Source organism: Clostridium sp. AUH-JLR23, from assembly GCF_964238065.1.
Classification (GTDB): Bacteria; Bacillota_I; Bacilli_A; order Erysipelotrichales; family Coprobacillaceae; genus Allocoprobacillus; species Allocoprobacillus merdigallinarum.
In genome coordinates this window covers 52,975-67,218 of sequence record NZ_CAXSKY010000005.1, presented here as the reverse complement: position 1 = coordinate 67,218, position 14,244 = coordinate 52,975, and the positions used below count along the sequence as shown (strand labels likewise).

At 32.0% G+C, this 14,244-nt stretch carries 13 protein-coding genes; 11 read left to right on the top strand and 2 right to left on the bottom strand.

Features of this window, described 5'->3' with window-relative positions:
* Positions 1–7: 7 nt before the first annotated feature.
* A complete protein-coding gene (locus tag ACESR5_RS03855; RefSeq protein WP_373154334.1) occupies positions 8–1,933 on the bottom strand; it encodes a transcription antiterminator in 1,926 nt (641 codons plus the stop codon).
* 251 nt (positions 1,934–2,184) lie between these two features.
* On the opposite strand from ACESR5_RS03855, the gene ACESR5_RS03850 reads away from it, so the two are divergent.
* The 9 genes from ACESR5_RS03850 (at position 2,185) to ACESR5_RS03810 (ending at position 10,464) form a co-directional block, all read left to right on the top strand.
* The gene (locus ACESR5_RS03850) at positions 2,185–3,516 is read left to right on the top strand and encodes a PTS sugar transporter subunit IIC (RefSeq protein WP_373154332.1); all 1,332 of its coding nucleotides are present in this window, start codon (positions 2,185–2,187) and stop codon (positions 3,514–3,516) included.
* Between the two features lie 75 nt (positions 3,517–3,591).
* Positions 3,592–4,020: a zinc-ribbon domain-containing protein gene (locus ACESR5_RS03845; protein ID WP_373154330.1), complete on the top strand. Its 429-nt coding sequence runs from the start codon at positions 3,592–3,594 to the stop codon at positions 4,018–4,020.
* 13 nt (positions 4,021–4,033) lie between these two features.
* Entirely contained in the window at positions 4,034–4,519 is a 486-nt protein-coding gene (locus tag ACESR5_RS03840; RefSeq protein WP_373154328.1) for a zinc-ribbon domain-containing protein, read from the top strand.
* A 114-nt stretch (positions 4,520–4,633) separates the two neighbouring features.
* On the top strand, positions 4,634–5,560 hold the full coding sequence (locus ACESR5_RS03835) for a type I phosphomannose isomerase catalytic subunit (protein ID WP_373154327.1): 927 nt from the start codon (positions 4,634–4,636) through the stop codon (positions 5,558–5,560).
* Positions 5,561–5,571: 11 nt separating this feature from the next.
* Positions 5,572–6,999: a glycoside hydrolase family 1 protein gene (locus tag ACESR5_RS03830; protein ID WP_373154325.1), complete on the top strand. Its 1,428-nt coding sequence runs from the start codon at positions 5,572–5,574 to the stop codon at positions 6,997–6,999.
* Between the two features lie 85 nt (positions 7,000–7,084).
* Positions 7,085–8,119, top strand: coding sequence for an NAD-dependent epimerase/dehydratase family protein (locus tag ACESR5_RS03825; RefSeq protein ID WP_373154324.1), 1,035 nt, complete (start codon positions 7,085–7,087; stop codon positions 8,117–8,119).
* A gap of 118 nt (positions 8,120–8,237) precedes the next feature.
* Positions 8,238–9,608 (top strand): hypothetical protein, encoded by a 1,371-nt coding sequence (locus ACESR5_RS03820; protein WP_373154323.1) that lies wholly within the window; start codon positions 8,238–8,240, stop codon positions 9,606–9,608.
* A complete protein-coding gene (locus tag ACESR5_RS03815) occupies positions 9,605–10,111 on the top strand; it encodes a LytTR family DNA-binding domain-containing protein (RefSeq protein WP_373154321.1) in 507 nt (168 codons plus the stop codon). The genes ACESR5_RS03820 and ACESR5_RS03815 overlap by 4 nt, the downstream gene beginning before the upstream one ends.
* Positions 10,108–10,464, top strand: coding sequence for a hypothetical protein (locus ACESR5_RS03810; RefSeq protein WP_373154320.1), 357 nt, complete (start codon positions 10,108–10,110; stop codon positions 10,462–10,464). The genes ACESR5_RS03815 and ACESR5_RS03810 overlap by 4 nt, the downstream gene beginning before the upstream one ends.
* A 32-nt stretch (positions 10,465–10,496) precedes the next feature.
* Here the strand turns inward: ACESR5_RS03810 and ACESR5_RS03805 are convergent, their stop codons facing one another.
* Entirely contained in the window at positions 10,497–11,519 is a 1,023-nt protein-coding gene (locus tag ACESR5_RS03805) for a LacI family DNA-binding transcriptional regulator (RefSeq protein WP_373154318.1), read from the bottom strand.
* Between the two features lie 160 nt (positions 11,520–11,679).
* Here ACESR5_RS03805 and ACESR5_RS03800 point away from each other — a divergent pair, with 160 nt between their 5' ends.
* Entirely contained in the window at positions 11,680–12,636 is a 957-nt protein-coding gene (locus tag ACESR5_RS03800) for a Gfo/Idh/MocA family protein (protein WP_373154317.1), read from the top strand.
* Between the two features lie 122 nt (positions 12,637–12,758).
* Positions 12,759–14,225, top strand: a complete 1,467-nt coding sequence (locus ACESR5_RS03795; RefSeq protein ID WP_373154316.1) for a glycoside hydrolase family 1 protein — start codon at positions 12,759–12,761, stop codon at positions 14,223–14,225.
* Positions 14,226–14,244 lie beyond the last annotated feature (19 nt).

Genomic DNA, 14,244 nt, shown 5'->3' with positions numbered 1-14,244 from the left:
CTCACTTTTACAAATTCATAAGTTTTTGATGTTTGAAAATAGCATTCATAAATTGTGGGTAGGATGGATGATTAATGATTTCAAAAATGTCATTCTGACGTGAAGTCAAACTTTTTAAAGTATCACTGAGTGTATTATAAATAAAATGATGAGGATCAATACAAGAAAATAAAATAACGATACGAACTTCTTTTTTATTCCATATGATGTTTTTATTAAGAATAATAACGGAAAGGATATCATTGTTATTAATTGGTTTATTCAATCTGATGAGTGCTATTTGATGTGGATAAATGGTCATTTGATGATATTCTGAATTCGTCATATGTATTTTGAGTGATTCCTTAATTTGTGGAAATTGTTTTTTTAGTAACTGATAGAATTCCCTAATCACTTCATTTTTACTTCTGGCAGAGACATGATCTTTATAAAGCTGAGGCAGGAAAGTCGTTTTCAGGACATCTTGATGAAATTGGTAGTAAAGGAAGTTATTGATTGAGTCCATATCATCTGACGTAATAATTGGTGATATATTGATATAAGGAATAGAGAGATTTCTATGGATAGGAACTGTTGAAATGATAAAATCATATTGTGATAGTTCTTCATCGGGCAGTTTATAATAAGATAGGGTTTTGATAATATCAATTTGATTTTCAAAATGTTGGAGAATAAGGTAAGCAGATAAATCCTGTGCACCACCACCTAAACCACATAAAAGTAAAACTTTCTTTTTTGGTATATGCTGATTAAAGATAGCATTATTAAATATAATAGCAAAGAAAGCTAATTCACTCATTGAAAGTTTTTTCTTTGTATATTTTTCAATAATAGAAGATGACATTTCTGCAAAATAGTAACCGAGTGGATAAATGGTTTTTAATTCATCGTAGAGTGGGTTTCTGACTTTTTCATCGTATTTAATTCTTAAAAGGGCATTTTCCACATAAAGATTAAAAGTATTATTAAACTTTTCATTATTAAATTGGAATAATGTCTGCTGATAGATGGTCTGAAGAATTTCATTGGTTATCATAATAACAGTAGGATTCTGATGAAATGTAAGACCCTGAGTTGAACGTTTACAAATCAGTTCGATCGCAATCCAATGAATTTCATGGATGTTAATATGATATTCGGTTTTTTCTTCAATAAATAGTGCAATATCTTTGGCGGCTTTAAATTCATCACGTGCAGCAATTGCCTCGATGTCTGGTGATTCCTGTATTGTTTTTCCTTGAAGAATACGTGAAAGACTGATGGATAAAGATAAGAGAAAATCACATAATGCAAAATCAGATATTTCAATCTGATATTTTTTGATGATTTCTAAAATACCATATTCTAGTGACGTAGCTTCTAGAATAAATGAATTCAAATAATCATAGAACATTTCTGATTGCCTTAAATTAGTAAATGCTAGGTCACAGATAGGTTTTCTTTTATTAACTTCCTGACCTAAAATCTTAATTCCATAATTAGGTTTTTGTGATAATGAAAGATGATATTTTTTCATGGCTTTGCGACAATTTTTTATATCATTGGAAATTGTTGAACGACTCACGAGGAGTTCTTCTGCTAACTGATCAATTTTGACATAATCATCAATATCAATTAGACGTTTTAAAATATAGTTTTCCCTTTCCCATGGTTGGGTTGGAAATAAAGATTCACGATGCTTTTGGGCTTCTTCAATGAAAGATTGTAAAGATTTAAGAGAAGATGAAGACTTATTTTTAATCATATATCCCTTGGATGTTTTAGAAATCAGTTCATAACCTAAATCTTTTAAAATCACTTTGATATTGGCGATTTCATCTCTGACTAAGCGTCGATTAATGCCAGTGATTGTTGCAATATCATAAGAAGAAATATAATCAGTAGATGTGACAAGTAATTTTAAAATTTCTATCTCATCTTTCTTTAATTTCATATGCACCACTCCTTAATTTCAAAATTATAACAAATCCTTTACTTTGTGTAAACGATTTCTCGCCAAAATCGTACAAAAGATTAATGATAAAAATGACGAAAAATCAGCATATTAGGCACTTTTTGTGAGAAAAGTGACATTAGTTGTGACAAATGATAATGTGGAAATTTTTTAAAGAAAAGATAAAATAATAAATGTAGAGAAAACGTTTACACGTATTTCTAAAATTTTAAAAGAAGGGAGAAAATTTTATGTCTACTGAAAAGAAGTCTTTTATGGACTCACTCATGGAGAAAGTTGACGTCATTGCTGGTCCGATGACAAAGTTTGGACAAATTCCATTTGTTCGTGCTTTGGTTAACGGGATGGTAGCAGCCATTGGGGTTACAATGGTTGGATCTATTTTCTTAGTTATCAACCTGTTTGCATCAGATGGTCAATTAACTGAAACTGCTCTATTGCCATTTTTAAGACCTTGGGCTGCTGACATTTCATTAGTTAACAGCTTATCAATGGGATTTATGGCTATCTACATTGTTATCGCATTTGGTTCTGAATATGCTGAAATCAAAGGATTTAACAAAACAACAGGTGCTGTTGGAGCATTTTTTGCCTTTATTTTATTGAACTACGATTCTGTTGGTCAATTATTTGTTGAAGGTGCTGAAACATTACCAGCTGCTTTGGAAACAACTTATTGGGGTGGTGCAGGGGTCATCACTGCAATGGTTGCTGGAGCTATTGCCATTAATATTGTTAGTATCTGTTATAAACACAATATTAAAATCACTTTACCTGATGGTGTTCCACCAGCAGTTGCAGATAGTTTCTCAGCAATTATCCCATATTTCTTTATTACAATTGTATGTTGGGGAATTAGAACTTTAGCTGGTATCAATATCCCAGAATTAGTTGGAAATGTATTATTACCAATCTTCTCTGCTGCTGATAATATTGCTGTTTATACATTACAACAATTCTTATCTGCATTATTGTGGACTTGCGGTCTTCATGGTGATAATATTACTGGTGCTGTTATTAATGCCTTTACAAATACATGGATTGCTGAAAATAATGCTGCATTCGTGGCTGGTACTGCTGTTGCTGATTTACCTTATACTTGGACACCTAACTTATGTAGATTGTCTCAATGGGTATCTTCATGCTGGCCAATCTTAGTTTACATGTATATGTCAAGCAAGAAATTGCCTCATTTAAAACCTTTGGCTACAATCTGTTTACCTCCAGCTGTCTTCTGTATTGTTGAACCAATTATGTTTGGTTTACCTGTAGTGTTAAACGCATTCTTAATTATTCCATTTGTTTTAACACATACAATTACTGCTGCATTAACATATTTCTTAACTGACATCGGATTTGTTGGTAAGATGTATATGACATTGCCTTGGGCGACGCCATCACCTATCTTAGGTTACTTAAGTAATGGTGGTTCAGTTGGTGGAATCATTGTTGTATTTATTAACTTTGCAATTGGTTTAGTTATCTTCTATCCATTCTGGAAAGCTTATGAAAAATCAGAAGTGGAAAGAATTGAAGCTGAAGCAACTGCAAGTGCAGAATAATTTTTTAGAACATGAAAAGGGCTGTTAAACCAATTTATTTACAGCCCTTCTTTTATTCAAAGGAGGAAGTATATTATGAAAACATGTCCAAATTGTTATAAAGATTTGCCAGATGATGCAGAATTTTGTACCTATTGTGGAAAACCATTAAGTGAATCAAAAATAAAGGAAAGAAAAAACGAAAAATCAAAATTAAAAAAGAATACGAGAAAGAATAATTGGGCTATGTTGGGACTTTCTCTTTTACTTTTTGGTTTGGTTGCTTTTGATTTTATTTTACCCACTATTATCGATGCTTTTGGTGGTAATACCGTTTTTCCGTTTTATATCAGTCTAATCATGTATATCATTTCTATTATATGTGGATGTTTATCTTTATATATTGATAGAAAAGATAAAAAGGCTGGATATGAACCTAATGGTAATAAAAGTTATGCTTATGTTTGTATCTTTGTCAGCTTGTTTATTGCATTAGTGAATTTAACACAAGTCATTTTGAAATAGGAGTTGAGATATCATGTATTGTAGAAAATGTGGAAAAAAAATAAGTGATCATGCACAATTTTGTGATCATTGTGGAGCAGAAGTTGTGATTGTTCCTCAACAAAGTTATGCGGATAAGTATAAAGAAAACAAGAAAAAAGCAAAATCACAGGCTAAGCAGACATCAGAGCAGCAAAAAAAGAAACAGGAAAAATATAAAGATGCAAAAAATCCATATATTGCGGCATCTTTGTTTGCTTCTATTGTTTCACTTGCTTGTGCTATTTTTCCATGGAATTTAATTGGAGAAGGTATCGGAACAAGTTTACCAATGAGAATTATTGTGGTTGTTTTTGCTTTGCTTGGTGATTATCATGCCACAAAAGCAAAACAAACCAATCGATATCTTAAAAATAGATATGGTTTTGAGATTCAAGTCAATGCAATGAAATTAGGTTATTATCTGTCTATTATTATGACAATCATGGGATTATTTGCATTGTTTATGTATGGGGCATAATATTGCCTTTTTTATTTAAACGATCAATATTAGGATAAAAAAGTCATAACTTATGACTTTTTAAACAGTGGAAGATTGAAATGGATTTTATATAATAAAGGTGGAGGTGTAAGAATGAATATTTTATTTTTTAAACCAATTCCTCGTCCTGCGATTTGGGGACATACATTGGTCAAAGATTATTTTGGATATCATGATTTCCCAGATGGTATTGGTCAATCATGGTCATTCAGTGCTCAAAAAGGCGCATCAACAATATGTCTTAGTGAGCCATTTCAAGGAAAGACATTACTTGAATTATGGAAAAATAATCAGGAACTTTTTGGTCATCCTAGAGAAGAGTTTCCAGTGATTATTTCACTGGTAGCACCAGAAGATGATTTAAGTATACAGGTTCATCCTGATGCAAAGCATGCTAAGCTCAAAGGTTTTTCAAGTGGTAAAAATGAAGCCTGGTACTTTATAGAAGCCAAAGAAGATGCTAATATTGTATATGGACATCATGCTAAAGATGAAGCTGATTTAAGACAATATATTCAAGAAGACCGTTGGAATGAATTGATTAAGCATCTGGATGTTCATCAAGATGATTTTGTTTATTTACCTGCCGGTTTATTACATGCTTTAAGAAAAGGAAGTATTGTTTATGAAATTCAACAGGCTACTGATATTACATATCGCTTTTATGATTATCATCGTCAAGATGAAAATGGTCAGGAACGCGAACTTCATTTAGAAGAGGCTATTGACTGTCTATCATATGATCCTCATGATATGGAAAATCATATAGAACCAGTCATTGAAAAGAAAGATGGTCTGACAAAAACTGTGTTTATTTCTAATGATTCTTTTACAGTCACAAGATTAGAAATTGAAGGATCAGGAAAATTGAAGGATGATAACTATCAATTAGCAACAGTAGTGAAAGGAAGCGGAAAAGCGAATGGTATTGATGTCAAATTGGGAGATAATTTCTTGATTCCAAAAGGATTAGAAGTTCAATTTGATGGAAAAATGACAATAATGATGACAACAAAGTGAGGGAAACTAATATGAGTCGATTAAAAGAAGATTTTTTATGGGGTGGAGCCCTAAGTAATGTTCAGGCTGAAGGAGGATATCTGGAAGATGGTAAAGGCCTCAATGTTTATGATACTTTAGAAGTTGTACCAGAACCAGGTATTGCACCAATGTTTTGCGATACTGCTGTCGCAACAGATCATTATCATCATTATAAGGAAGATATTGATTATATGGCAGAAATGGGATTTAAAGCTTATCGTTTTTCTGTTGTATGGTCAAGAATTCATCCCATGGGTGATGATGAAAAGCCAAATGAGGCTGGTTTAGCTTATTATGAAGATATGGTTGATTATCTTTTAGAAAAAGGCATTGAACCAGTTGTGTCTTTAGTGCATTTTGATATGCCAGATCATCTGGCTAAAGAATATAATGGTTTTTTAAATAAAAAAGTCATTGATTTTTATGAAAAACATGTTGCAAGTGTTGTAGAAAGATTAAAAGGAAAAGTCAAATATTATATCACTTATAATGAAATTAACTTGGCACCTTACCACCCAAGTTTGGTTGCAGGTGCACATAAGCCTGATGACATGAATCAGGAAGAACTGTTTGCACAATTAACAGTGAATGTTGAAGTGGCACATGCGAAAGCTGTCGAAGTTATTAAATGTATTGATCCAAAGGCTCAAGTTGGGGGAATGCTTGGACACGCTCCATTTTATCCATTGACTTGTAAGAGTGAAGATATCCTGGCTGCAGACTTTAAAAATAAAATGCACAATTATCTGCCTTTTGATATTATGACAAGTGGTGAATTGCCAGTTTATTTTTTAAATTTCATGAACCAAAGACATATTTCTGTTGATTATAGTGAAGAAGAAAGACGTATTGTCAAATCTGCTTCAACAAAGCTTGATTATTTGGCTTTCTCTTATTATCGCAGCAATGTTCAAAGTTCTTTTGAAGATATTGAAGATTTAACTGAATTAGAAAATGCGATATTATTTGATAACCGTGGATTAAAAAATCCTCATTATCAGGCTAATGAATGGGGATGGCAAATTGATAGTGAAGGATTGAGATATTCTTTAGTTGATTTTTATCATCGTTATCATAAACCATTGTTCATTGTAGAAAATGGTATAGGTATTGATGAAAAACTGGTAAATGGAAAAGTTTATGATGATGAAAGAATTTCTTATTATCAAAAACATATTACCAGCATTAAAAGAGCTGTTTTACATGATGGTGTAGATTTAATGGGATATTTAGCTTGGAGTCCAATTGACTTTTTAAGTAGTCATAAAGAGATTAGAAAAAGATATGGTTTTGTCTATGTAAATAGAGATTTTGAAGATCTTTTGGATTTAAAACGTTATCCTAAAAAATCATTCTACTGGTATCAGAAAGTGATTCAGACACAAGGTGAAGATTTAGATAATCAGGTAGATTATTAGAATGGATTTGAAACATTGAAAAATATTTTCAATGTTTCATTTTCTTGTTATAATGAAAATAGTCAAATAAATGGAGATGAATAAGATGATACTTACAAAGAAACCTTTAAAAGTTTTATTAATTGGTGGAACAGGTACAATATCTCTGCCTATATGTGAAGCATTAAGTCAAAATCAGGATATTGAATTATACGTTATGAATCGTGGACATAAGTCTTTACCTGAACACGCTCATCAGATAATCTGTGATTTTCATGATACTGCAAAAATGGAAGAAATTTTAAAAGATTATTCTTTTGATATTGTTTGTAACTTCATTATCTATAAGCCAGAAGAAGCTATTAAACAAATTCAGTTATTTAAAGGAAAGATTCAACAATATATCTTTATATCTACAGTTGTGACTTATAATCATGAAACAGCTGTGATGATTCTTGAATCACATGAACAAAATAATATCTATTCTAAATATGGAAGAGAGAAAACAAAATGTGAACAAATCTTTATGAAAGCTTATGAAGAATTTGGTTTTCCTATTACGATTGTTCGTCCTTCACAAACTTATGGATATGATCGTATTCCTTTAAGTGTCAAAGGAAAAAGCTGTTGGAGTGTGGTTGATCGTATTTTAAATGATAAGCCAGTCATTGTTCATGGTGATGGTAAGAGCACATGGCATTGTACTCATAATCAGGATTTTGCTTATAATTTTATTCAACTGATTAATAATGAAAAGACAATTGGTCAGGCTTATCATAATATTAATCCTGTTGTGGTGAACTGGGATATGATTTATCGTGATTTATATGCATTATTAAACAAAGAACCAAAAATCATTCATATTGCCAGTGATACATTAGCACTCTCTCAAACTTATGATATTGAATCATCAATTCTAGGAGATAAGCAATATTCATGTCTGTTTGATATGTCAAAAATTCAAAGAGATATCCCTGATTTTCAAAATCATATTATGATTCAGGAAGGGTTGAAGATGTATCTTGACTATATGGAACAGCATCCAGAAAAGAAAGTTAAAGATGAAACATTTGATCAATGGTGTGATCAGGTGATTGATTCTTATCAGAAATTCATACAACAAATCAAGGGTCATTTTTAGGGATTAACGCAATCCCTTTTTTATTTGGCAACTGAGACATGTTTTTGGCTATGTGAGAGAATATTTAACCTTTTTTTCATGCAATCATGTATAATCATAAGTGAAAGAGGTGAGTAGGATGGGAATCGGTATCATAGCTTTAGGGCTCTGGTTGCTTCTAGGCATTTCGTTTTCAATCAATAGCATAGAACTTTTTCCAGATGCTTTATCAATGATGATTATTATTGTGGGAATTATCATTGTTTTTAGAAGGGTGAAATTAAGAGAACTGTTGATATCTTTAGGATTATGGATAGTCAGTTTTGTAATGGAACTGTTTCAATTGTATTTTTTCAACCAGTGGATTTGGTTACTAGCATTGGCATTTGTCTATATAGGGATTGATCATATAGCTGTTGATTATCCTGCTTTAAAAAAATATAGATATAGCTATCGTATATATTTGACAGTTTATGTGATCACTTTATTGTTGGGTGAATTGATTTTGAAAACAAATGAAGCATCTTTCATGCTAATAGTTATCTTTTTCATGGTTGTTTTAGAAATACTTTTGATTATGGTTTTATATCATATGATCAAAATCAATCATTTTTTAGAAGAAGATTATATCCAAATCCATGTTCAATCTTTATCCTATTCATTTCATCAAAAAGCAATCATTATTGTTCTTTCTTTAGTGAGTCTTTTAGGTATTGTCTATATGAAAGATGGCTTTTCAAAACAGATCCAACAGGAAGTTTTATATGAAGAATCATACTATTTAAAAGTGAACGAAGAAGATTATAAAATCTTGCCTTTTGGTTATCGAAAAGAACAACAGAGCACACTGTTTTTGGGAAGAGAAAGTGTATCCTATACACTGATTGAAATCTATATTCGTCAGGACTTATTCAAAGACTTAAGTCAAGTTGAATATCAGATTTTGAATTATGATCAGGTCATTGTCTCTTCATCAGGACCGTTTCAGACTGTTGAATATGAAGAAGGAGAAACGACACCATTTCCAGGTTATGTAGGTGTTTATGTTCAAGATGATCGTTATAGTGAGATTCAAAATATTCAAGATTATACAGATGCCTTCAATTTTGTATTAAAGCTTTATAATCAAAATGGCGAGTGTTATTATCAGCAGATGTCGACTTTAGAACAAGTTTCATCTCATGTGTATCGTTATGAGGATGAAAATATCTGTATGGAAAACCTGAAATATGATATGAATGTTATCACTGATCCACCACCACAGATAACATTAAAACAGAATCAAGATCAGATAACAGATATCCTGTTTTATACAGTCAATGAAAATCAAGAAGAAAACTTGATTCTGATGTATAATAATGTTCTTGATCAAAATCGTTATGAACTTTTTTTCGATAAACGTTTTATTCATCAGCCGTTAGATCATTTATCAAAACTAAAAATAAAATATCAAGATGAAAATAATCAGGTTATTGATTCTTACATCTGTGAATTGGAGGAAGTCCTATGAAAATCATATGTACACCTGATCATCTTGATACTTTAAAATCTATGCTAAGAGAATATCAGCAGTTAGATATTGTCATTGTAGAAAAAGGTTTTGATTATGAAGGTATGTGTTATTACTTTTCTATGGAGCATATAGAAGATCTGATTTTATACTTACAGAGTTTGCATCAAAAATATGTTCTCTGTTATGCTGATGAAAAACAATACAAACTTTTACCTCAACAGATTGATTTTATTGAAGGTTATTCACAGGAAGCTTTTGTTCATAGTGAACATCTTCAATATCAGATCTATCAGAAGCTTTATGAATTAGAGGAAAAACTGAGACCTTATGGTTTTGTGAGAATTAATAAATCAACTTTGGTCAATATTCACAAGATAGAGAGTATTATACCAGAGGTTCAAAGAAGATATATTCTGACTTTAAAAAGTCAAAAAAAGCTGTTATTGACACGTTATTATGTAAAGGATTTTATGGAATCGCTAAGGAGGGATACTTTATGAAAGAGAGAATAGGCATTCATTATGGCATCAGCTTTATTTATCTGGTTATTATAAGAAATCTCTTAGGACAGGGATATCTTTATACAAACTATTCCTCTGCTTTTCAAAAGAGCCTGATTTATTGTCTGATTTTATCAGCCTGCTTAACGATTTTGTTAGAAGCCTGGCAAATGTTTAAAGAAGTTTATATACATCGTTTCAAGATTCAAAAAGTCATGGCTTTTCTATGTCTTATTGCTATGATTCTACTGGTTTATTTACATTCTTTATATTATAGTGCTATTATACTATTTCTTCTCTTTTATATATGTCGAGATGGCTGGCGCTATTATCAAATGAATAAATCATTATAAAAAAGGGCTTAGCTTAGCCCTTTTTTTGAATGTTATAAGCGTGTAGAATCTCTTTGAATCAGTTCTACAGGTAAAATATAATGTTTTTCATCGCCATCTACAGTTTCACCATTCATCAATGATAATAATAAGCCAGATGCTTTCTGCGCCAGCTGTTTAGTGTTTTGATGAATTGTGGATAAAGGTGGCTGACAGGCGTAAGAAATAGGAATATCATCAAAGCCAATCACTTTGACGTCTTCAGGAACACGAATATGATTTTCTGTTAAGGCAACTAAAACGCCATAAGCACGCCAATCATTGGTCGCAAAGACTCCATCAAATGGAATGCCTGATTGAATGAGTTTTTCAGTAGCGTGTTTGGCACCATCATAGTTGGAAGATGAAATATCTAATAAAATCTGTAATTCTTCATAAGCTGTAAGACCATAATCTTTTAAAGCCTGAAGATAACCTTCTAATCGCTGCTGATTGACTGATAAGGATTTATTACGAGAAATAATGGCAATGCGTTTACAGCCCTTTTTAATTAGTTCTTCGGTCGCTAAATAGCCACCACTATAGTGATTGGATTCTACATAATAAACGTTGTTATGATATTTAGGTTTTCTATCAATGCAGACAATAGGAATATCTCTTGTAATGATGTTGGTAGGTAATTCTTCACTCCCTGAAATACACATGATTCCATCTACGAGTTTAGAATCAAGAGATTTAAAATATGCAATTTCTTTTTCCTCTGTCTGTGAAGTATTACATATAAAAACAGAATAGTTTTTTTTAAAAAAGTATTTTTCAATTTCTAATACAAGATGGGAAAACCATTCGTTGTTGATATTGGGAACAATAATGCCCACTGTCTTTGATTTTGACATTCTAAGGCTTTTCGCAGCCATATTGGTTCTATACCCATACTGATCAATAATTTTTTGAACTTTTATTCTTGTTTCTTCAGAAAAGCGACCATTGTTATTAATAACGCGTGAAACTGTAGCCACAGAAACGTTGGCCAGTTTTGCTATTTCTTTTATTGATAAGCTCTTTTTTTTATCCATAAAATGTCAACTCCTAAATTTATTATATATTTTTTTACAACTTTTTCCTAGAAAAAACATATTTTGGGATGGAATATTCTTTAGTCATAAAATATGACAAAAATATACATAGAGGGTGTATAATGAAATCAGTATAATGAATGTAAGGAGGTAAGGTTATATGATTCAATGGGGAATATTGGGAATAGGAAATATTGCCAAACGTTTTATAAAAAGTTTAGAAATGAGTGAAAAGGGTCAGCTTTATGCAGCTGCTTCTTATACAGAAAGTAAATGTGAAGAATTTTTAAAAGAACATCCAGATGTTAAGGTTTATCATGATTATGAAGATTTATTAAATGATGATAATGTAGATGCTGTGTATCTGGCCATGAGACATATTGATCATTATCGTTGGGCCAAAAAAGCTTTACAGCATCATAAAGCTGTTCTTTGTGAAAAACCAGCAACGCTTTATAAATGGCAGATGGAGGATTTAAAACAGGAAGCAATCAAGAATCAGACGTTTTTTATGGAAGCTATGAAAACACGTTTTATTCCTTTGATTCAAGATATTAAGGAGTGTTTAGAGAACAAAGAAATTGGTGAGTTATTGAGTGTTGAAACACGATTTTGTTATGACAGGGATTATTTAGAAGGACATTATTTGTTTGACCAAGAACAAGGTGGTATTTTAAATGATGTTGGAAGTTATAATGTGGCTAGCACTTTGGATTATATTCATTCTCCGGTTGCTACAATTGATTCTCAGGTACACTTTTGTTATGGAGTGGATAGTCATGAAAAGGTGACTATTACTTTTGAAGGTGGTCAAAAAGCTATGCTGGAGATGGCTTTTGATGAAAAGAAAGATCCTATCTTAGAAATAATAGGAACTAAAGGAAAAATTTTAGCACAGCCTTTTTATCGTCCTACACAAGCCACAATTATTGATGTTACAGGAACGTCGTGTCAAATTGAAAAACCTTATATCAATGATGATTTCTTTGGTGAAATTGAAGAGGTTCATCGTTGTTTACAGGCGAAACTCATAGAAAGTCCACGTATGAGTTTGCAGGATTCTATTAATTGTATTGATTTGATTGAAAAAATTAGAAACAGTTTTCCAAAAGAATGATTTCTTCTTGAGAGGAAATCTTTTTTTTATTTATGGCACACATTGTGCCGGGAACATATATCGAAACTAGGAAAAGAGTGATTTAAAATAGAATTATCAAAAAGATAAAGGAGGAATAAATAGTGGGATTTCCTAAAAATTTTTTATGGGGTGGTTCAATCAGTGCTGCCCAAATTGAAGGTGGATGGAATGAAGGTGGAAAATCACCTGTTTCTGTAGACTACTGTACTGCAGGATCAACAACTGAACGCCGTCAGATATGGTATTTGGATGAAAATGGACAAAAAGCACATATGACTTGGGAACCAGTCGATGAGTTACCAAAGGGAGCTAAATATCAGCTTTTTGATGATTTGCATTATACAAATCATGTTGCCAGTGATTTTTATCATCATTATAAGGAAGATATTGCTTTAATGGCAGAAATGGGATATACAACATTCAACACATCTATTTCATGGGCAAGAATTTATCCATATGGTATTCAAGGCGGAGTCAATCAGGAAGGTGTTGACTTTTATCGTGATGTTTTTACAGAATGTCGTAAATATGGTATGGATCCAGTTATCACTTTATATAAGTATGATGAACCGGTTTCTTTAAATGAACAGCATGGTGGCTGGACAAATCGTGTAATGATTAATGAGTTTGTTGAATTTGCGAGAGTCTGCTTTACAGAATATAAGGATTTAGTCAACAAGTGGATGACATTTAATGAAATCAATATCATCATGCCTAGAGATGATACACCAAAAGAAAAGGCACAACGTAATCTGGTTTATTTACATAATCAATTAGTTGCTGCTGCAAAAGCAACAATTGTGGCTCATGAAATTGATCCAAATCTGAAAGTTGGGGCTATGATTTGTGGAAATATGGCATATCCTTTAACGCCAGATCCAGAAGATGCTTTTGCACAATATAAAAATTTCCAGGATTTCTTCTGTTATAGTGCTGATACGCAAGTGAGAGGAGAATATCCAAGTTTTGCTAAACGTATATGGAAAGAATGGGATGTTGAATTAGACATTACTGATGAAGATAAACGTATCTTAAAGGTAGGAAAAGCAGATTTCTTAGGATTTTCATATTATGCATCAGGCGTTGTGACAACACATGAAGCTGAACAATCCGATGTCACAGGTGGTAATGTTTTAGGTACTGTGAAAAATCCATACTTAAAGGCCAATGCCTGGGGATGGCAGATTGATCCATTAGGATTTAAACATTTCTTACATATTTTAAATGATCGTTATCAAGTGCCTTTATTTGATGTGGAAAATGGAATAGGTTTGATTGAATCAGAAGGAGAAGATGGTATCTGTCATGATGAGGCAAGAATTGATTATCATCGCCAACATATTCAACGTATGAAAGAGGCTGTTGAGGAAGGTGTCAATCTGTTTGGATATACAACTTGGGGATGCATTGATCTGGTTTCTGCTGGAACTGGACAGATGGATAAAAAATATGGATTTATATATGTTGATATGGATGATCAGGGTCATGGTGATTTACATCGTTCAAGAAAAGATTCATTCTATTGGTATCAGAAAGTTATTCGTTCAAATGGTGAAGATTTAGATTAATGAAGGAATCACTCGCGAC